Genomic DNA, 20301 nt, shown 5'->3' with positions numbered 1-20301 from the left:
GGGCATCCGCCGCAGCGTTCCGGCACCGTGAACTCTGGCTAACTCATTCAGACGGGCAGGCAAATTGTCATCCAGCAATCTGATCCGCATTCGCGGAGCACGTCAGCACAACCTCAAGAATCTTGATCTCGACCTGCGCACCGGCGAGATGACGGTCGTCACCGGCCCGTCGGGCTCCGGCAAGTCGAGTCTCGTGTTCGACACGCTGTACGCGGAAGGCCAGCGGCGCTACGTCGAAACCTTCAGCGCGTACGCACGCCAGTTCCTCGACCGGATGGACCGGCCGCAGGTCGAGCGCGTCGACGGCGTGCCGCCCGCGATCGCGATCGACCAGACCAACCCGGTCCGCAGTTCGCGCTCGACGGTCGGCACGATGACCGAGCTGAACGATCACCTGAAGCTGCTGTACGCGCGCGCGGCCGAGCTGTTCGACCGCAAGACCGCGCGGCAGGTGCGGCACGACACGCCGGAGACGATCTACTCGGATCTCGTCGCGCGCACGCAGCCGGACGATCCGCGCGTCGTCGTCACGTTCCCGGTCGAATTGCCGGAAACGGTGTCCGACGAAGAAATCGCGCAGTGGCTGTCCGCGAGCGGCTACACGCGCGTGCAGGCGCAGCGCGAGGTCGCGTCGCCCACCGGGCCGCGCAAGGTGCTCGATGTGGTGGCCGACCGCTTCCGCGTGCAGCAGGCCGACAAGGTGCGCGTCGTCGAGGCGATCGAGGCGTCGCTGAAGCGCGGCGGCGGGCGCGTGAACGTGTACGTGCTCGCGCCTGAGCCGGAGAACGCAGTCGCCGTGGCCGCGGAGCCGCAGGTGTGGCGCTTTTCCACCGGGCTGCATGATCCCGACAGCGATTTGCGCTACGCGGAGCCGCAGGCCGCGATGTTCTCGTTCAACTCGGCGTACGGCGCGTGCGAAACCTGCCGCGGCTTTGGCCGCGTGATCGGCGTCGACCTCGGCCTCGTGATTCCCGACGCGCGCAAGACGCTGCGCGGCGGCGCGATCAAGCCGATGCAGACGCCCGCGTGGAAGGAGTGTCAGGACGACCTGATGCGTTACGCGGCTAAGGCCGGCATCCCGCGCGACACGCCGTGGGCCGAGCTGTCGGACGCCGAGCGCGACTGGGTCGTCAACGGTTCGCCCGACTGGAACGGCAAGTGGCAGAGCCAGTGGTACGGCGTGAAGCGCTTCTTCGGCTATCTCGAGTCGAAAGCGTACAAGATGCATATCCGCGTGCTGCTGTCGAAATACCGCAGCTATACGCCGTGCGACGTGTGTGGCGGCGCGCGCCTGAAGACGGAGTCGCTGCAATGGCGCCTCGGCTCGAAGGAAAACGCCGACGGCGTGCTCGCGCCGGGCGGCCGCTTCATGCCGCGCGGTGTCGACTGGAGCCGCGCGCAGCTCGAAGCGCTGCCGGGCCTGACCGTGCACGACCTGATGCTGCTGCCAATCGAGCGCATCCGCCGCTTCTTCGATGAAATCACCCTGCCGAGCGCACTGCTCGACGATGCGCTGAAGCTGCTGCTCGCCGAGGTGCGCACGCGCCTGAAATACCTGTGCGACGTGGGGCTCGGCTACCTGACGCTCGACCGGCAGAGCCGCACGCTGTCGGGCGGCGAGGTGCAGCGGATCAACCTGACGACGGCGCTCGGCACGTCGCTCACGAAAACCCTGTTCGTGCTCGACGAACCGAGCATCGGGCTGCATCCGCGCGATCTCACGCGGATCGTCGAGGCGATGCAGCGGCTGCGCGACGCGGGCAATACGCTGGTCGTGGTCGAACACGATCCGTCGGTGATGCTTGCGGCCGACCGGCTGATCGACATGGGGCCCGGCCCGGGTGAGCGCGGTGGCACGATCGTCTACGACGGCACGCCGGGCGATATCCGCTCCGCGCGCACGCTGACGGGCGAGTATCTCGGCGGCCGCAAGCATGTCGCGCACGCGTCGAACTGGGCGCGTCGCGTGGTCGATGCGAACACGCCGCGCATCGTGCTCGAAGGCGCGAGCGAACACAACCTGCGCGACGTGACGGTCGAGATTCCGCTGCAGCGTCTCGTCTGCGTGACGGGCGTGTCGGGGTCCGGCAAATCCACGCTGCTGCAGGACGTGCTCTATCCGGCGATGGCACGGCACCACGGCAAGGCGACCGAGTCGCCGGGCGCGTACCGCAATCTCACGGGCGCCGACCAGGTGGGCGACGTCGTGTTCGTCGACCAGTCGCCGATCGGCAAGACCACGCGTTCGAACCCGGCGAGCTACGTCGGCGCGTTCGACGAAATCCGCAAGCTGTTCGCGAAGGCGCCGCTCGCGCTGCAACGCGGCTACGGCGCCGGCACGTTCAGCTTCAACTCGGGCGACGGCCGGTGCCCGACCTGCGGCGGCTCGGGCTTCGAGCACATCGAGATGCAGTTCCTGAGCGACGTCTACCTGCGCTGCCCGGACTGCGACGGCAGCCGTTACCGCGCCGAGATTCTCGAAGTGCGGATCGAGCGCAACGGCCGTGCGCTGAGCATCGCCGACGTGCTCGACCTCACCGTCAGCGAAGCGGCCGCGTTCTTTGCGACCGACGCCGAGGTGCTGCGCGTGCTGCAGCCGATCGTCGACGTCGGCCTCGAATACGTGAAGCTTGGCCAGCCGGTGCCGACGCTGTCGGGCGGCGAAGCGCAGCGGCTGAAGCTGGCCGGCTTCCTCGCCGAATCGGCGGCGGCTGCCAACGGGCGTCGGGTCGCGACGGAAGAGGCGCGCATCGCGCGGGCGAAGCTGTTCATGTTCGACGAGCCGACCACCGGGCTGCACTTCGACGACATCGCGAAGCTGATGCAGGCATTTGGCAAGCTGCTCGCGGCAGGCCATTCGCTGATCGTGATCGAGCACAACCTCGACGTGATCCGCGCGGCCGACTGGCTGATCGACCTCGGCCCGGAAGGCGGCGACGGCGGCGGCCTCGTGCTGTGCGCGGGTACGCCCGACGACGTGAAGGCCTGCGCCGAATCGCATACGGGCGTGGCGCTGCTGCAATACGACCGCGCGATGGATGCCGAACTGGCGCTCGCCGACGAAGGCAAGCCGCTGCAGGCCGTGCTGAACGCGGCGCGCGAGCGGCGTGCGATCGAAGGCGAAGACGTCGTGCGGATCGTCAACGCGCGCGAGCACAACCTGAAGGCGCTCGACGTCGACATCCCGCACGGCAAGTTCAACGTGATCACCGGCGTGTCGGGCTCGGGCAAGTCGACGCTCGCATTCGACATCCTGTTCCACGAAGGCCAGCGCCGTTACCTCGAATCGCTGAACGCGTACGCGCGCTCGATCGTGCAGCCGGCCGGCCGCCCCGAAGTCGATGCGGTGTACGGCATTCCGCCGACCGTCGCGATCGAGCAGCGGCTGTCGCGCGGCGGGCGCAAGAGTACGGTCGCGACCACGTCCGAGGTCTGGCACTTCCTGCGGCTGCTGTACGTGAAGCTCGGCCTGCAGCATTGCATCCACGACGGCACGCCGGTCACGTCGCAGTCCGTCGAATCGATCGCCGCGCAGTTGCTGCGCGATCATCGCGGCGAGCACGTCGGGCTGCTCGCGCCGCTCGTCGTCAACCGCAAGGGTGTGTATACCGATCTCGCGAAGTGGGCGAAGGCGCGCGGCAGCACGCATCTGCGCGTCGACGGCGAATTCGTGCCGGTCGATCCGTGGCCGAAGCTCGACCGCTTCCGCGAGCACACGATCGAGCTGCCGGTGGCCGATATCGTCGTGTCGCCGGACAACGAGGCCGAACTGCGGCGCGTGCTCGACGAGACGCTGGAACTCGGCAAGGGCGTGATGCATCTGCTCGCGCCGCTCGACGGGCTGCACCATGCGATGCAGAACGAGCATTCGACCGCGCGCGTTGGCACGGTCAAGGTGCTGTCGGTCAAGCGCGCGTGCCCGGTGTGCGGCACGAGCTACCCGGAGCTGGACCCGCGGATGTTCTCGTACAACAGCAAGCACGGCTGGTGCACGACCTGCGTCGGCACCGGCGTCACGCTCACGCGCGAACAGCGCGCGGCGTACGACGATACGGTGCTCGCAGGCGACGATCGCGGCCGCGAGCAGACGCTGCCTTCCGACGAGCAGGAACCGGAAGGCGTCGGCAACGAGCCGTGCCCGGATTGCAACGGCACGCGGCTGAACCCGTCCGCACGTGCGGTCACGTTCGACGCGCATCCGATCGTCGAGGTCGCGCAGTGGACGGTGTCCGACACGCGCCGCTGGATCGACGGACTGGAACTGACGGGGCGCGACGCGCAGATCGCGCGCGACATCGTCAGCGAGATCGGCAGCCGCCTCGCGTTTCTCGAGGAAGTCGGGCTCGGCTACCTGAGCCTCGATCGCGCGGCGCCGAGCCTGTCGGGCGGCGAAGCGCAGCGTATCCGGCTCGCCGCGCAGCTCGGCAGCAACCTGCAGGGCGTCTGCTACGTGCTCGACGAACCGACGATCGGCCTGCATCCGCGCGACAACCAGATCCTGCTGGATGCGCTGCGCAAGCTCGGCGACAAGGGCAACACGCTCGTCGTCGTCGAGCATGACGAGGACACGATCCGCCGCGCCGATCACATCATCGACGTCGGCCCGGGCGCCGGCAAGCGCGGCGGCACGCTGGTCGCGCAGGGCGCGGTCGCGGATCTGGCCGCGCAGTCCGATTCGGTCACGGGGCGCTTGCTTGCACAGCCGATGACGCACCCGCTGCAGCCGCGCCGCAGCGTAAGCTTGCCGGGCAAGAAGGGCGGCGCCGCGGTGCCGGAAGCCTGGCTGACCGTGCATGGCGCACGGCTGCACAACCTGCGCGACGTCACGGTCGGCATTCCGCTCGCGCGGCTCGTCGCGGTGACGGGCGTGAGCGGCTCGGGCAAGTCGACGCTCGCACGAGACGTGCTGATGACGAACCTGCTCGACGCGGTCGGCCGCTCGGTGCTGTCGTCGCCGGCCACGCGGCGCGCGCGCAAGGCCGCGCAGCAGGATGCGCCGGCCACCAACCGCCGTTCGAGCGTGTTGGCGCGCACTGCGCCGCGGCCGTCGCTGAATGTCACGCATGCGTGGCAGGGCTGCGAGTCGCTGAGCGGCTGGGAGCAGATCGATCGCGTGCTGGAAGTCGACCAGACGCCGATCGGCAAGACGCCGCGTTCGTGTCCGGCCACCTATATCGGCGTGTGGGACACGATCCGCAAGCTGTTCGCCGATACGCTGGAAGCGCGTGCGCGCGGCTACACGGCGTCGCGTTTCTCGTTCAATACCGGCGACGGGCGCTGCCCCGCCTGCGAAGGGCAAGGCGTGCGCACGATCGGGATGAGCTTCCTGCCCGACGTGAAGGTGCCGTGTGACGTGTGTCACGGGCAGCGCTTCAACCCGGAGACGCTCGCCGTCACGTGGCGAGGCCGGAACATCGGCGACGTGCTGACGATGGAGATCGACGAGGCGGTGGAGTTCTTCGCGCCGATCTCGAACATCGCGCATCCGCTGCAGTTGATGAAGGATGTCGGCCTCGGCTACCTGACGCTCGGCCAGCCGTCGCCCACGCTGTCGGGCGGCGAGGCGCAGCGCATCAAGCTCGTCACCGAGCTGACGAAGGTGCGCGACGACATCACGCGGCGCGGCCAGAAGGCGCCGCACACGCTGTACGTGCTCGACGAACCGACGGTCGGCCTGCACATGGCGGACGTCGCGAAGCTGATCCGCGTGCTGCACCGGCTCGTCGATGCGGGGCACAGCGTCGTCGTGATCGAGCATGACCTCGACGTGATCGCTGAAGCTGACTGGATCATCGATCTCGGGCCGGAAGGCGGCGTGGGCGGCGGCACGATCGTCGCGGCGGCGTCGCCGGAAGCGCTCGTGCAGGTGAGCGCCAGCCACACCGGGCAGGCGCTCAAGCCGGTGCTGGCGCGAACGGGTACGGACGAGGGGGAAGCCGAACGTGAGGGAGAAGCGCGGGTAGGTTGAGCGTGACGCTTCGTATCGACGGCCCCGGTGCCGAGTGGTGCCCCCACAGCTAGCAGAAAGTGGCTGAGGGGAGCACCGCGATCCGGCCCATGCACCCCTCTTTGAGGGGTGTTTTCTTTTGGGGTGACTCTCGACGCCAGATGCAGCCGCCGTGATCGCGGGGCATGCGATCCGTCCCAGGCCGACAGATCGACACGACGACCGACCTGGCCGGCATCCCGCGCCTTCATCCAGCGTTCGCGCCACGCTCCTCCGCCAGCAAGCGGCGATAGTGCGGCAGCGACGTGAACAGCAGCCACGTAGCCAGCGCCGCTGCCAGCGTGCAGACGATGCCGATCGAATCGCCGACCATCTTCGGGTTGCCGAACACACGGTCGGTGACGAGCGCAATCAACGTCGGGCCGAGCCCGAAGCCGATCAGTTGCGCGAAGAACGAGTAGAGCGCCCCGACGAGGCCGCGCATGCGGCTGGGCGCGACGAGCTGCAGCGACGCGGCCATGCACGCGGTCGGCAGCGTGAAGAAAAAGACGGTGACGGCGGCCGCGGCCAGCGTGCCGATCGCGCCCGGCGCGAACGGAATGCTCGCGCAGCTGAGCAGCATCGGAATCATCGCGAACGCGGCGGTGCGCAGCGACGCATCTTCGTAGCCGCGTCGCTCGAACCAGCGCACGACCCACGGCCCGGACAGCGCGCCGGCCATCCCGCAGCAGACCACCAGCGCGCCGAAGCGGAAGCCGACCAGCGCGGCCGGCATCCCGTGTGCGCGGATCAGGTAGGTCGGCAGCCACGCGGGCATGCCGAGCACGACGATCGCGAGCGTGCCGACGCCGAACAGGATCCGTGCGTAGAACCCGCGCCGCGCCCACAGAAATGCGACCGAATCGCGGGTCGAGTACTGCCGCTCGTCCGCGCTGCCGCTGCTGACCTTGCTGCGCACGGGCTCGCGTACCGTCAGCCACACCAGCAACGCGAACAGGATGCCCGGCAACCCGATCAGCACGAACGCGAGCTGCCAGGTCTCGAAGCCGGCGAGCATCGGGAACTGCTGATGGACGTCGCGCGCGAACGAGATGACGAGGCCGCCGGCGACGAGCGAAAGGCCGCCGCCGAGCATCGGGCCGAGGATGAAGACGCTCATCGCGCGCGGCATCTGTTTCGCCGAAAAGCAGTCGGCGATCATCGACAGCGCGATCGGAAACACGCACGCTTCGCTGGCGCCGACGCCGAAGCGCGCGAGGAACAATCCCTGGAACGTCGTGGCCTTGCCGCACAGTGCGGTGAAGATGCACCACAGGCAGATGCCGACCAGCAGGATGTTGCGCCGGTTGGTCACGTCGACGAGCCGGCCGAACAGCGGCGATGCGATCAGGTACGCGGAAATGAACGCGACGCCCTGGACGAGGCTGAGCTGGGTGTCGGAGATGGCGAGCGAATGACGGATCGGGTCGACGAGCAGGTTGAGGAGCTGGCGGTCGATATACGCGAGCGAATATGCGAGCGTGAGAATGACCAGGATGTACCACGACCGGAGGCTGTCATGCCCGGTCTGGACGGCGGTGCGTCCCGCTAGCGCGGTGCTCAGGCCGCCGGCGGGCGGGGTTTCATTCATGGCATTCCTCATCATTTCTCCAATGCGATCGTTCGGTTGCTGTGAAAATCATTCGACGAATACGTCGCCGCGCGCGGCGCGTGCAGCGCTGAATCGCGTCGATCAGGCGCCTGCACGGTACGTCGCCGCCCGGTCGGGGCGGTCGGCCGCGATATGCGTCAGCGCTCTTTTATCAAACTATCGTTAGGTAGTTTGGCGGGATCGAAAGTGATGTGCCATGCGTGTTATCCATTAAGCGCGGTTGGCATGTCGACGAGCGCGAAGCCGTTCATTCACGTCGAGGAAAGCGGGCCGCCGTGCCGCCACGGGCTCGGGCAGGTTGTCAGGTGGTCATCGGCCGCGACCGTGAAATGTGCGCTGGCGAGCCGATCGCGCCTGCCGGCGATCGCGGCAGCTGCGACACGCGCCCGACCGTTTGCGTGCGCCCATTGTTAAGTCGGCTCGAATAGAGAGTTGGAAGCAGGGGGATAAGAGAAAGCGCGCCCGATGGTTAGGATGAATGCCGTTGTCCGACGGACGATCTCCGGATCGCCCCATCATTCTCGAACCACATCAGGAGTGCAATCTTGGCGACCTATATCGTCTTCACGCGTGAAAGCACGCAGGATCAGCAGGAACTCGACCTCTACCAGAACAAGGTCGGCGCGACGCTCGCCGGCCACCCGTTGAAGGTGCTGGCCGCGTATGGCCCGCAGGAAACGCTCGAGGGCGACGGCCCGGAAGGCGTGGTGATCGTCGAGTTTCCGTCCAGGGGCGCTGCGCACGCGTGGTATGACAGCCCCGCATACCAGACCGTCGTTCAGCATCGTTTCAAGGGCGGACGTTTTCGGGCCGTGCTGGTCGAAGGCGTTTGATTGGAGGCGCGAGCGCTTCGTCGACCGTCGCGACGCGCCCGCCCTTGGCGGAAACGCGTCGCTCATGCAACGGTGATACGGCAGTCCTTAAGCGGTGACCGCATGACCGCCGCGCAGCGTCCGCGAGCCCGGTGCCGCGCGCTCGTGCGCGTTGGAGAGGGCGGCAGCCTTCGAACGCGGGCCTAACCCTTCGCTTTCGAATCCTGCACCAGCATGTCGGCGGCCTTCTCGCCGATCATGATGGTGGCCGCGTTGGTCGCGCCCGAGATCGGCGACGGCATGACCGACGCGTCGGCCACCCGCAGGCCCTGCACGCCGCGCACGCGCAGCCGCGCGTCGACCACGGCCATCGGGTCGCCGTCCGGCCCCATGCGCGCGGTGCCGTTGTGGTGATAGACGGTGCCGCCGCGCTGGCGCGCGAACGCGAGGATCTCGTCGTCGGTGCGCACGTCGTTGCCGGGGAACATTTCGTCGACGTAGTACGGCGCGAACGGTTTGGCCTGCAGCACAGCGCGCGCCATCTTCACCACCGCCACCATCGCGCGCTGGTCCGATTCGTCGGTCAGGTAGTTGGGCTGCACCTCGGGCAGTTCGTCGATGCTGGCGGAGCGCGCCTTGACCCAGCCGCGGCTGTCGGGGCGCTGCTTGTGGCCGCCGAGCGTCATGCCCGGATAGTGGTCGAGCAGGCCGGGCAGCCCTTCCTGATAGCTGCCCGGCGTGAACGACACCTGCAGGTCGGGCCGCGACAACGCCGGTTCGGAGCGAAAGAAGAAGCGCATCGGCACGGGGCCCATGCTCAGGATGCTGGGCCGGCCGAGGAAGTACTTCGCGATTTCCCTCGCGAGCGGCAGGCCGCGTCCGCGTTCGTTGAGGGTGGCGACGTCCTTGACCCGGACGGCCACGCGCAGGTTGAAGTGATCGACCAGGTTGGCGCCGACGCCGGGCAGGTCGACCCGTGTCTGCACGCCGATGGCGCGCAGATGCGCGCTGTCGCCGATGCCCGAGATCTGCAACAGGCGGGGCGTGTTCAGCGCGCCGGCGGCGACGATGACTTCGCGGTTCGCGCGCACTTCGCGCTCGGGTGCGCCGGTGCCGCCAGCACGGTAGCGCACGCCGGTGGCGCGACGGCCGTCCAGCAGCACGCGGGTCGCGGGGCTGCCGGTGCGCAGCGTCACGCGGCCGCTTCTGATGGCCGGATGCAGATAGGCGCGCGCGGCGCTCCTGCGTCGCGGCGTATGGCCTCGCGTGTCGATCATGAAATGCCACGGGCCGACGCCGTCCTGCGCTTGCGCGTTGGAATCGGCGACATACGGGTAGCCGAGGCTCTTGACGGCCTCAATGAACAGGTCGCACAACGGGGCCGGCATGATCGGGTCGGTCACGATCAGCGGCCCGTTGCGGCCGCGATAGCGGTCGTCGCCGGGCCCGATCCGCGTTTCCGCCTTTTTGAAGAACGGCAGCACGTCGTCGTAACCCCAGCCCGGATTGCCCAGTGCGGCCCAGTCGTCGAAATCGGCGTGCTGGCCGCGGTTGTAGACCATCCCGTTGATCGAACCCGAGCCGCCGACGACCTTGCCCTGCGTCAGCTCGATCGTGCGTCCGTCGGTGCCCGCGATCGGGCCGCTGCGAAAGCGCCACACGAGCTTGTCGTTGAACAGGTTCTTGATGTAGCCGGCCGGGATGTGAATGAACGGGTTGGTATCGGGCGGGCCGGCTTCGAGCACGCACACCGTATGGCCGGCTTCCGCCAGGCGCGCGGCCACCACGCTGCCGCCGCTACCTGCGCCGACCACCACATAGTCGAAGGTCTCGGTCATCGATCAGGCATCCAGATTGAAGTTGACGGTCTTCAGTTCGGTAAACGCCTCGATGGTCGACCAGCCGCCTTCGCGCCCGACGCCGGAGCGCTTGATGCCGCCGAACGGCGCGTTCGGAATGCTGGCAAAGCCGTTGACGCCGATCGCGCCGCTCTTGACCGCGCGCGCGACGCGGAACGCGCGGCTCACGTCCGTGGTGTACACGCAGCCCGCCAGCCCGTACGCGCTGTCGTTGGCGATGCGGATCGCTTCCTCCTCGGTGTCGAACGGAATCACCGACAGCACGGGGCCGAAGATTTCCTCCTGCGCGATCGTCATGTCGTTGCGCACGTGGGCGAAGAGTGCAGGCTCGACCCAGTTGCCGTCGCGGAATTCGCCGCCCGGCGCGCGGCCGCCGGCCAGCAGCGTCGCGCCTTGCTGGCGGCCGCTTTCGACGTAGTCGAGCACGCGCGCCTGGTGGCGCCGGGAAATCATCGGCGCCGACGTGGTGGCCGCGTCGAACGGATCGCCGAACCGCACCTTCTGCAGTTGTTCCTGCGCGTGGTGCAGGAACTCGTCCATGATCGAGCGATGCACGACCGCGCGCGACGGCGTGGAGCAGACCTGTCCCGACAGGAACGTGGAGCACAGCCCCATCAGCGCGTGCGCGGTGGTCTGCACGCTGCGCGTGTCGGGAAAGACGAGCGCCGCGCTCTTGCCGCCCAGTTCCAGTGACAGGCGTTTCATCGTCGGCGCACTTGCGATCATGATTTTTTCGCCGACGGCCGGGCTGCCGGTGAAGGTCACCTTGTCGACGCCGGCGTGCGAGGTGAGGGCGCTACCCGTTTCGACGCCGCCGGTCACGAAGTTGAACACGCCGGGTGGCAAGTCGCTGTCGGCGATGATCTGCGCGAGCCGGGCCACGGCGAGGTTGGTGAGCTCCGACGACTTGACGATCACGGTGCAGCCGCAGGCCAGCGCCGGCGCCACCTTCATCGCGAATGTCAGCACGGGGCCGTTGTACGGCAGCACGGCCGCGACCACGCCGACCGGGTCGCGAAAGGTCATGTACTGCATGTTCGACGCATCGGAGAAGATCGGCAGCGTGTCGCCGTTGATTTTGTCGATCCAGCCGAGGAAGTGATCGAAGACGTCGGCGGCCGACTTGGCGGAGACGCGCGAATTTCGGCTGAATGCGTACGGAATGCCGTTGTCGAGCGTTTGCAGCCGCGCGATTTCTTCCTCGGCCGCATACAGGCGCTCGACGATCGGCTGCAGCAGGCGCTTGCGGTCCTGCGCGCGCATGCGCGGCCACGGACCTTCGTCGAATGCCTTGCGCGCCGCGGCCACGGCCAGCTCCACGCCTTGCGCGCCGGCGTCGGCGAAGCTGGTCATGACTTCGTTCGTGCAGGGGTTGAGCTGGTCGAAACGCGCGTCGGGCCAGTCCAGCCATTGGCCATCGATGAAAAGGCGCCCGGGGCGGACGTTCAACCGGTCGAGATGGGAAGCGAGACTGAGCATGGTGTCGGAAATTAAGCGTTACTTGGGCACGCCGGTGAACACGTAGTCGCCTTCCGGGGCGCGGGTAATCCGCCCGAACGACGGTGAACAGAAATGCGTGCAGGTGAACAGCGTCTTGCTGCCGTCGAGGCGCGACAGCAACGCGTGCCGCGTGGCCGACGATTGCGCGTGGTCGTAGTCGAGGATCTGCGCCATGTCCGGCCTGGCAACCTGCACCGGGTGATGCATGGCGTCGCCGGCGATGATGAAGGTCTCGGTGCCGGCGTCGATCTCGATCGCGATGTGGCCGATGGTGTGTCCCGGCGCGGAGAACACCGAGATCCCGTCGCCGAGGTCGGTGTCGCGATCGATGAAGTGCGCGAGGCCCGCATCGACGACGGGCTGGATGGATTCGTGGAACGACAGGTCCTGCGCGTGGTACATCGCGTCGTCCGGGTTGCCCTGTTGCGCGGCGTCGAACTCCTGCTTGCCGAAGTGGTATTTCGCGTTGGGGAAGGTGGGCAGCCACCGGCCGTCCTGCTTGTACGTGTTCCAGCCCACGTGATCGAAATGCAGGTGTGTGCACAGCACGTCGGTGACTGCATGACGATCGATGCCCGCCTGCTCGAGCGTTGCCAGGAATTCGAGCTTCAGGTCGGCGAACGCGTCGAAGCCGGCGGTGTTCTTGTCGTTCCCGACGCAGGTGTCCACCACCAGCAAGCGGGCGCCGGTCCTGACGATGAAACACTGGCTGACGGCGCGCATGCCGTGATCGTCGTCCACGTACGGCGGCTTCATCCACGGAATGGTTTTCAGCAGGTTGGGCGTGGCGTCGGGCAGCAAGGTTTCCAGAATCCGGCTGATGTCCATTTCGACGATCTGCACGACTTCCGCATGGCCGATCCGCGAGCGAATGGTATGCAGCAACGGCATGGCGTGTCTCCTCGGAATTTGTTCGACGGACTGCCCGGCCGAGCTGTGCCCTGGCGGATCGAACACCGGCCGCGCGCGAGACGGGCGGCCGGTGCTGTCCGTACGTTGGGCTTCGATTGCATCACACCGCGTGCCCCTGTCGAGCGTTTTCGTCTGCACTGTTTCGTACTTCGGAACGTGCCGCGATATTCCGCCTCGCGTTCGCTTTCAACCTGCGGAACGACGCGGGTGCCGCGTTGCGAAGATCGGCGGCGCGGGCCTTTAATGCGGGCAGGGGCCGGCGTGTCACGACACCGCGAACCGATACGGCCCGGCCCGTACGACAAGGAGACAGCATGAGCAACGAAGCAACGTGGTCCCGCATCGCGCGCCGTGCATTTCAAGGTACCGGCCGATGACGCACTCACTCCTGATCGACGATACGCAGCCCGGCGTGCGCGTCGTCACGCTGAATCGCCCCGAGCGGATGAATGCGCTCGACGGCCCGACGCTCGCGGCGCTGAACGATGCCGTGCGGACGGCCGCCGATCCGGCGCGCGATATCCGTGTGATCGTGATTCGCGGTACGGGCCGCGCGTTTTGCGCGGGCAACGACCTGAAATGGCTCGCGAGCGGCGTGCTCGCGGATCCTGCCGCGCACATGCGCCACCAGGACCTGATGCAGGACACGTTTGCCGCGATGGAGGGCGCGCGGCAGATCGTGATCGCGTCGGTCAACGGCTATGCGGTGGCCGGCGGCTTCGAACTCGCGCCAAGCGTTCGCGCAGCGCAACACGGGCTGAACGGGGCGGCGCGAGCTGCGTCGCGATTCTCAGTCGCTCACGCGCGCCGCGTCGGCGCCTTGCGGCGCTTCGGCGCGGCGGGACGAGGTGCACGCATGGCCCTATCGGCGGCAAGGTGTTCGCGTTTCTCGACGAGGAAATCCATCAGCGCGCGCACTTTCGCGGGCATCTGCTCACGCGACGGCGTGTACAGGTAGTAGCCGGGAAACGGCTTGCACCACGCGTCGAGCACGCGCACCAGCGTGCCGGCGACCAGATGCTCGCGCAGCGCGATGTCCTGGTGCTGGATCAGGCCGACGCCCTGCAGCGCGACACGAATCATCCCGTCGTCGTCGTTCGTCACCACGCTGCCCTTCGGCTCGACCTCGAATGCATGGCCCTCGATGTCGGACGACGTGAACTCCCATCGATAGATGGCACCGCTCGTTGTCTGGCGATAGCACAGGCAGTTGTGCGCGATCAGGTCGGCGGGCGAGGCCGGCTTGCCGTGCCGCGCGAAGTAGTCGGGCGAGCCGGCCACCGCCATTTCGAGCATCGGCGTGATCGGCACGGCGACCATGTGTTCCGCCAGGCTTTCGCCGAGACGAATACCCGCATCGCAGCCGTCGGCGATGATGTTCGACAGCCCGTCGTTCATCACGAGCTCCACCCGCAGAAGCGGGTAGCGCGTCATGAATTCGCCGAGGTGCGGCTCGAGCAGGTGTCGCGCGGCGATCCGGGACGTATTGACGCGCAACAGCCCCGACGGCGCGTTCCGGCCTTCGTGGAGGCTGCTGATCGCCTGCTCGATCGAACCGAACGCCGGCCGCAGCGTGTCGTACAGCCGTTGCCCGTCCTCGGTGAGCGACATGTCGCGCGTCGTCCGGTACAGCAGCTTCACGTTCAACTGCTGTTCGAGCGCCTTCAGGTTCTGCGACAGCGCCGCACGCGACACGCCCATCTCGGCCGCGGCCCGGGTGAAGCTGAGATGGTGGGCGATATGCACGAACCATGCGAGGGAAGGGAGCTGGGACGGGTCCATGGTTCGATTGTCAAGTTTGTCTTACGACGGTAGTGCGGATTGTACTTGTCGGGTGTCCATATTGATCGGGCGCCGGACGTGCGACGGCGGCGGCCGGTGACGATAGAGCGGGATGGTCGGGATCGACTTGGCGACCGCGAGAGGCCGGTACGTGCGGCCGTGCCGTGGCGACGTACGGAACGGGGAGCGGGGAAAGCTGAGGGAGAAAGCGGCGCGAAGAGGCAGCAGGTGGCAGCAGCGGGAGAAAACGCGAGAAAGCGGCAGGAGAAGGCCGCGAGGGAAAGCGGCGGAAGGGCGCGGTTGAAGAGTGCAACCAGAGAACCGTTGGAGGCCCGCACGCCGGACTGTTGATCACAGCCAGTCCGGCGGCGAGTCGGCGCGTAACGTCCGGCTCGTACGCAACGCCAACGCCAACGCCAGCGCCAAAGACGAGGACGAGGACGAGGACGAGGACGAAGACGCCGCGTGCCGCTCGGCTCAAACGATCTTCCGCGCCCTCAGATCCGCAACCGTCCCCGCATCGAGGCCGATCCCCGCCAGGATTTCATCCGTATGCTCACCGGTCAGCGGCGGCCGCGTATGGATTTCCGGCGGCGTGCGCGACAGCGTCACCGGCGTCGCGAAGATCGGCACCTGCTTCGGCGCGCCGGGGTAGTCCATCCACCGGATCACGTCGGCGGCCTTGACGGTTTCGTCTTCCAGCGCCTGACGCGGCGAGTTGACCGGGCTGGCCGGGATGCGCGCCTTTTCGAGATCGGCCAGCGCGCCGGCCAGCGTCTTGTCCGCGCACCATGCGCTCATGATGTCGCTCAGGAATTCGCCGTGCTCGCCGCGCAGCGTATCGTCGGCGAAGCGCGGATCGTCGAGCAGTTCCGGCCGGCCCACGAGCTGCGTCCAGCGCTTGAACATCGGGCGGCCGATGACCTGCGTGATGAACCAGCCGTCGGCGGCCTTGAAGATGTCGGACGGCGCATAGCCGGACGCGCGGTTCAGCGTCGCGTGACGATCGAGGCCGAGCAGCGCTTCCTCGATCAGCGCGCCGCTGGCCATGTTCAGGCCCGTGCACAGCAGCGATGCGCTGACTTCCTGGCCCATGCCGCTGCGCTGGCGTTCGTAGAGCGCCAGCATGACGCCGAGCGCGCAGGAAAACGCGGTCGCGAAGTCGACCACCGGCACCATCGCCTTCTGCGGCCGGTCGGGCGTGCCCGCGATGTGCACGGCGCCGCTCAGCGCCTGGCCCACGCCGTCGAAGCCCACGCGGTCGCGCACCGCCTCGCTGTTGCCGAACGCATTGGACGCGACGAGGATCACGTCGGGCTTGATCGCGCACAGGCTCTCGTAGTCGAGGCCGAGGCTCTTGAGCGTGCGCGGCGGCATGTTGGCGATCACCACGTCGGCATCCGCGACGAGCTTGCGCACGATCTCGCGCCCCTCCGGGCTGTCGAGGTCGAGCGTCATCGAGCGCTTGTTGCGGTTGACCTGCAGGAACAGCGCGCCTTCGCCGTGCTCGGTGACGGGCACGATGAAGCGATCCTCGCCGCCGCCGACGCGGTCGATGCGGATGACGTCGGCGCCGTAGTCGGCGAGCAGCGCCGAGCAGAACGGCCCGGCGATGAAGCGGCCGAAATCGAGGACCTTGATGCCTTCGAGTACTTTCATGTTTCGTTTGCGGTTAAGTCGGCCGCCTGAACGATCGGGGATCGGCCAGGCGGCCAGGCCGGTTGCGCTTCATGCGAGTGCACGCATCGCATGGCTCGACCCGGTGCGGGGCGGCCCGGGCGCGGCCCGGAGCCGGACGTCGCGCGGATCAGCAGACGGTCGAGGCCGCGCGCACTTCGTCGAGCGCGGCGGGATTGTCCAGCGACGACAGGTCGCCCGGCGGCTGCCCGCAGTACACGCTGCGGATCACGCGGCGCATGATCTTGGAGCTGCGCGTCTTCGGCAGTTGCGCGACCACGTGCACGTGGCCGGGCCGGAACGGGCGGCCCAGCCGCTTGTCGACGTGACCGGACACGACGGCTTCCAGTTCGGCGGCCGTGACGGCCGTGCCGGGCTTGGGCACGATGAAGACCACCAGTTTCTGGCCCTTGTCGGCATCGGCTACGCCGATCGCGGCCGCTTCGGCCACGTCATGCAGCTCCAGCACGACTTCCTCGACCTCGGCCGGCCCGAGCCGCTTGCCGGCGACCTTCAGCGTGTCGTCGGAGCGGCCCATCATGAAGTAGTTGCCGTCGGGCGTGCGCAGTGCCAGGTCGCCATGCACCCAGATTCCTGGAATGGTCTGCCAGTAGGTTTCCAGGTAGCGCTCGTCGTCGCGCCAGAACGAGTGCGTCATGCCGACGAACGGCGCGCGGATCGCCAGCTCGCCGACTTCGCCGGTCACGCTCTGGCCGTCCGCGTTGACGACGTCGGCCGCCACGCCCGGCGACACGGTGTTGAAGCCGCTCGGTGGAATCGGCCGGATCGGCACGCTCGCGAGCAGCGCGCCCGATGCCTCGGTGCCGCCCGTGTAGTTGATGACGGGCGCGGTGCCGTCGCCGAAGCGCTGCAGGAACCAGTTGAAATGTTCGGGCGCGATGCCTTCGCCGGCCGTGATCAGCAGCCGCACGGTGGAGCGGTCGCCCGCGAGCGCCAGTGCCTCGTGGCTCGCCATCCCTCGGATCAGCGTCGGTGCCGAGCCGAAGTGCGTGACGCGATGACGCTCGACCACGCGCGACATGCGCGACCAGTCGGGGTAGTCGGGCGCGCCGTCGTAGCACACCAGCGTCGCGCCGCGCAGCAGCGCGCAGCCGAGCACCAGCGTGCCGGCGATCCAGCCCATGTCGGCGGGCCAGCAATAGACGTCGCCGGGCTGCACGTCGAAGTGGATCAGCGAATCGTGCGCGATCTTGATCGGGAAGCTGCCGTGCGTATGCACGACGCCCTTGGGCTTGCCCGTGGTGCCCGACGTGTAGATCACCATGAACGGCGTGTCGGGCGTGACCGACACGGCGGCGCTGCGTTGTTCCGGTGCGGCGGCCGCGGTCTCTTGCCAGTCGAGGTCGCGTGCGTCCTGCGCGGTGTCGCCTTCGCCGCGCTTCCAGATCACGTGTTCGAGCAGCGGCAACTGGCGCCATGCGTCGCGCAGCGCGCCTTGCACGTCCACGCGCTTGGTGCGGCGCGAGAAGCCGGTGGATGCGATCACGATGCGCGCTTCGGCGGCGGAGAGGCGGGCGACGATCGCGTCGACGCCGAAGCCGCTGAACAGCGGCACGACCAGCGCGCCGAGATGCACGATCGCCAGCAGCGAGATCGTGGCTTCGACGCCGTTTTCCATCAGCAGGCCGACGCGGTCGCCCTGCTTGACGCCGTGGCGCACGAGCCCCGCGGCGAAATCCTGCACGCGCTGTTCCAGTTCCGCGAAGGTCAGCGTGCTGACGCCACCGTCCTCGCGTTCGGCCACCACGGCCTTTTGCTGCGCCGTGGCGGGCTGCCGTGCCCACGCGTAGATCGTGTTGACCCAGTTGAGCCTGCCGCCGGGGAACCAGCTCGGAAACTGCGGGCCGCGCGACAGGTCGACGTAGCCGGTCGGCGGCACGTCCCACGCGATCGCGCATTCGCGCATCACGGTTTGCCAGTAGCGTTCGGGCTCGGCGATCGACACGCGCATCAGTTCGTCATACGACGGCACCTCCAGCGCGCGCATCAGCTTCACGATGCCGGCGTTCTGCAGCTCGCGCTGGCCCGGTTGCCAGGTCTGGCCGGATTCAGGGTTGCTCATGGTTGGTCTCCTGCCTTATGCGCGTTCGACGATCATCGCGATGCCCTGGCCGCCGCCGATGCACATCGTTTCCAGGCCGTAGCGGGCCTGGCGGCGCTGCATTTCATGCAGCAGCGTGGTCATGATGCGCCCGCCCGTCGCACCCACCGGGTGGCCCAGCGAAATGCCCGAGCCGTTCACGTTGAGCTTGTCTTCCAGCTCCGCCATCGAGCTGCCCCAGCCCTTCACGCAGGCCAGCGCCTGGCATGCGAATGCTTCGTTCAGCTCGATCAGGTCCATCTGGTCGAACGTGAGGCCGGTGCGCGCCAGCACCTTCTGCACGGCCGGCACGGGGCCGATGCCCATGCGCGCCGGGTCGCAACCGGCGGCTGCCCAGCCGACCAGCCAGCCGATCGGCGTGAGGCCCAGCTCGTCGAGCTTGTCCTCGGCGACGATCAGGCATGCGGCCGCGGCATCGTTCTGCTGGCACGCGTTGCCGGCCGTGACGACACCGTCCTTCATGATCGTGCGCAGCTTCGCGAGGCTTTCCAGCGTGGTTTCGCCGCGCACGCCTTCATCCTGCCTGACGATCAGCGCATCGCCCTTGCGCTGCGGCACGGCGACAGGGACGATCTCCGCGTCGAAATGCCCGGCCTGCTGCGCGGCGGCGGCGCGCTGGTGGCTGCGCGCGGCGAAGCGGTCGGACGCTTCGCGCGTGATGTCGTATTCGCGTGCCAGCGTCTCGGCCGTCTCGATCATGCCGCTGATGCGGCCGAAGCGGCTTTCCGGCTGCGAGCGCTCGCGGCCGCGATCGAGCCGGTCATGCATCGTGACCGAGCCCGCGCGCTTGCCCCAGCGCATGTCGGTCGTATAGAACTCGACGTTGCTCATGCTTTCGACGCCGCCGGCCATCACCACGTCGGCCGCGCCGGTCTGCACCATCATCGCCGCGGTGGCCAGCGCCTGCACGCCGCCGCCGCAGCGGCGGTCGAGCTGCATGCCGGCTACTTCGATCGGGAAGCCGGCCTGCAGCGCGACCCAGCGCCCGGTGCACGGCGTCTCGCCGCTCGCGTAGCTTTGCGCGAACACGACGTCGTCGATGCGCGCGGGGTCCAGCCCGGTGCGCTCCACGACCGCACGCGCGACGGTGGCGCCGAGTTCCTCGACGGGAATACCCTTCAACGCGCCGCCGAATGCACCGACGGGGGTGCGCAGCGGGGCGACGATGGCTGCTCGTTTCATCTGGATTGCCTCTTGAATGTCATGAATGTTCCGCCTCCAGCGCGCGTCTGTCACGCGCTGGCCGCCATTGTTCGTGGTCCGCCGTCGTGCGATCAGCCGTAGCGTCCGCCGGTGACGTGCAGCACTTCGCCGCTGATGAAGCCGGCGCGCTCGCTGGCGAGGAACGCCACCGCGTCGGCGATGTCGTCCGGGCGGCCGACGCGCTTGATCGGCTGGGCCGCCACCGCGCGCTCCTTGATCGTTTCGTAGGTCGGCAGCGCCTGCACCATTTCCGTTTCCATGAAGCCGGGCGCCACGCAGTTCGCGGTGATGCCGTAGCGGCCTTCTTCCATCGACAGCGCCTTGGCCATGCCGATCAGGCCGGCCTTCGCGGCGGAGTAGTTGGCCTGCGTCGGGTTGCCCAGGTGCGCGCGCGAACTGATGTTGATCAGCCGGCCCCAGCCCTGCTCGATGAAGTGCGGCATGACGGCCCGCGCGGCCAGGAACGCGCCCTTGAGCATCACGTTCATCACGAAATCCCAGTCGTCCGCGCTCATCTTCACCAGGTACTTGTCGCGCGGCGCGCCGGCGTTGTTCACCAGGATGTGCACGCCGCCGAAATGCGCGACGGTTTCATCGACGAGGCGCTGCACGTCGGCTTCGCGGGTGATGTCGCCCACGATGCAGTGCGCGGCCAGCCCTTCGTCCCGCAGTGCCTTCGCGGTGGCCTGCGCCAGCTCGGCGTTGATGTCGGTGATGACGACGCTCGCGCCTTCCTGCGCGAGCCGGCGCGCCGTGGCGGCGCCCAGGCCACGTGCCGAGCCGGTGACGATGGCGACTTTGCCGGTCAAACCCAGATCCATGTGTGTCTCCTGAAG

The 20301-nt window shown here is 68.0% G+C and carries 11 protein-coding genes and 1 pseudogene; 3 read left to right on the top strand and 9 right to left on the bottom strand.

Annotated features, from left to right (window positions below; all coding sequences use genetic code 11):
* Positions 1-64: 64 nt before the first annotated feature.
* Positions 65-5968 (top strand): excinuclease ABC subunit UvrA, encoded by a 5904-nt coding sequence (gene uvrA, locus BCO18175_RS13690; protein WP_174981584.1) that lies wholly within the window; start codon positions 65-67, stop codon positions 5966-5968.
* Between the two features lie 226 nt (positions 5969-6194).
* On the opposite strand, the gene BCO18175_RS13685 is transcribed toward uvrA, so the two are convergent.
* Positions 6195-7577, bottom strand: coding sequence for a spinster family MFS transporter (locus BCO18175_RS13685; protein WP_254608064.1), 1383 nt, complete (start codon positions 7575-7577; stop codon positions 6195-6197).
* Positions 7578-8143: 566 nt separating this feature from the next.
* On the opposite strand from BCO18175_RS13685, the gene BCO18175_RS13680 reads away from it, so the two are divergent.
* A complete protein-coding gene (locus BCO18175_RS13680) occupies positions 8144-8431 on the top strand; it encodes a DUF1330 domain-containing protein (protein ID WP_174981579.1) in 288 nt (95 codons plus the stop codon).
* Positions 8432-8613: 182 nt separating this feature from the next.
* Here BCO18175_RS13680 and BCO18175_RS13675 read toward each other — a convergent pair whose 3' ends face one another.
* Genes BCO18175_RS13675 through BCO18175_RS13665 form a run of 3 tightly spaced genes read right to left on the bottom strand, consistent with a single transcriptional unit; the run spans position 8614 to position 12660 of the window.
* Positions 8614-10248: a GMC family oxidoreductase gene (locus BCO18175_RS13675; RefSeq protein ID WP_174981576.1), complete on the bottom strand. Its 1635-nt coding sequence runs from the start codon at positions 10246-10248 to the stop codon at positions 8614-8616.
* 3 nt (positions 10249-10251) lie between these two features.
* Positions 10252-11748, bottom strand: a complete 1497-nt coding sequence (locus tag BCO18175_RS13670; protein WP_174981573.1) for an aldehyde dehydrogenase family protein — start codon at positions 11746-11748, stop codon at positions 10252-10254.
* A gap of 18 nt (positions 11749-11766) precedes the next feature.
* Positions 11767-12660 carry an MBL fold metallo-hydrolase gene (locus tag BCO18175_RS13665; protein ID WP_174981570.1) on the bottom strand — a complete coding sequence of 298 codons (894 nt, stop codon included), beginning with the start codon at positions 12658-12660 and terminating at the stop codon, positions 11767-11769.
* A gap of 394 nt (positions 12661-13054) precedes the next feature.
* On the opposite strand from BCO18175_RS13665, the pseudogene BCO18175_RS40990 reads away from it, so the two are divergent.
* Positions 13055-13411: pseudogene (locus BCO18175_RS40990) on the top strand (enoyl-CoA hydratase/isomerase family protein); the annotation flags it as partial.
* A gap of 68 nt (positions 13412-13479) precedes the next feature.
* Here the strand turns inward: BCO18175_RS40990 and BCO18175_RS13655 are convergent.
* The 5 genes from BCO18175_RS13655 to BCO18175_RS13635 form a co-directional block, all read right to left on the bottom strand.
* A complete protein-coding gene (locus BCO18175_RS13655) occupies positions 13480-14463 on the bottom strand; it encodes a LysR family transcriptional regulator (RefSeq protein WP_174981567.1) in 984 nt (327 codons plus the stop codon).
* Between the two features lie 477 nt (positions 14464-14940).
* Positions 14941-16122 carry a CaiB/BaiF CoA transferase family protein gene (locus BCO18175_RS13650; RefSeq protein ID WP_174981564.1) on the bottom strand — a complete coding sequence of 394 codons (1182 nt, stop codon included), beginning with the start codon at positions 16120-16122 and terminating at the stop codon, positions 14941-14943.
* A gap of 148 nt (positions 16123-16270) precedes the next feature.
* On the bottom strand, positions 16271-18223 hold the full coding sequence (locus tag BCO18175_RS13645) for an AMP-binding protein (protein ID WP_174981562.1): 1953 nt from the start codon (positions 18221-18223) through the stop codon (positions 16271-16273).
* Between the two features lie 15 nt (positions 18224-18238).
* The gene (locus tag BCO18175_RS13640; protein WP_174981559.1) at positions 18239-19444 is read right to left on the bottom strand and encodes an acetyl-CoA C-acetyltransferase; all 1206 of its coding nucleotides are present in this window, start codon (positions 19442-19444) and stop codon (positions 18239-18241) included.
* A 92-nt stretch (positions 19445-19536) separates the two neighbouring features.
* The gene (locus tag BCO18175_RS13635) at positions 19537-20286 is read right to left on the bottom strand and encodes an SDR family NAD(P)-dependent oxidoreductase (RefSeq protein ID WP_174981555.1); all 750 of its coding nucleotides are present in this window, start codon (positions 20284-20286) and stop codon (positions 19537-19539) included.
* Positions 20287-20301 lie beyond the last annotated feature (15 nt).

It is taken from the genome of Burkholderia lata (assembly GCF_902499335.1).
In the GTDB taxonomy this organism is placed as follows: Bacteria; Pseudomonadota; Gammaproteobacteria; order Burkholderiales; family Burkholderiaceae; genus Burkholderia; species Burkholderia lata_B.
This window is presented reverse-complemented; position numbering and strand designations above follow the sequence as displayed.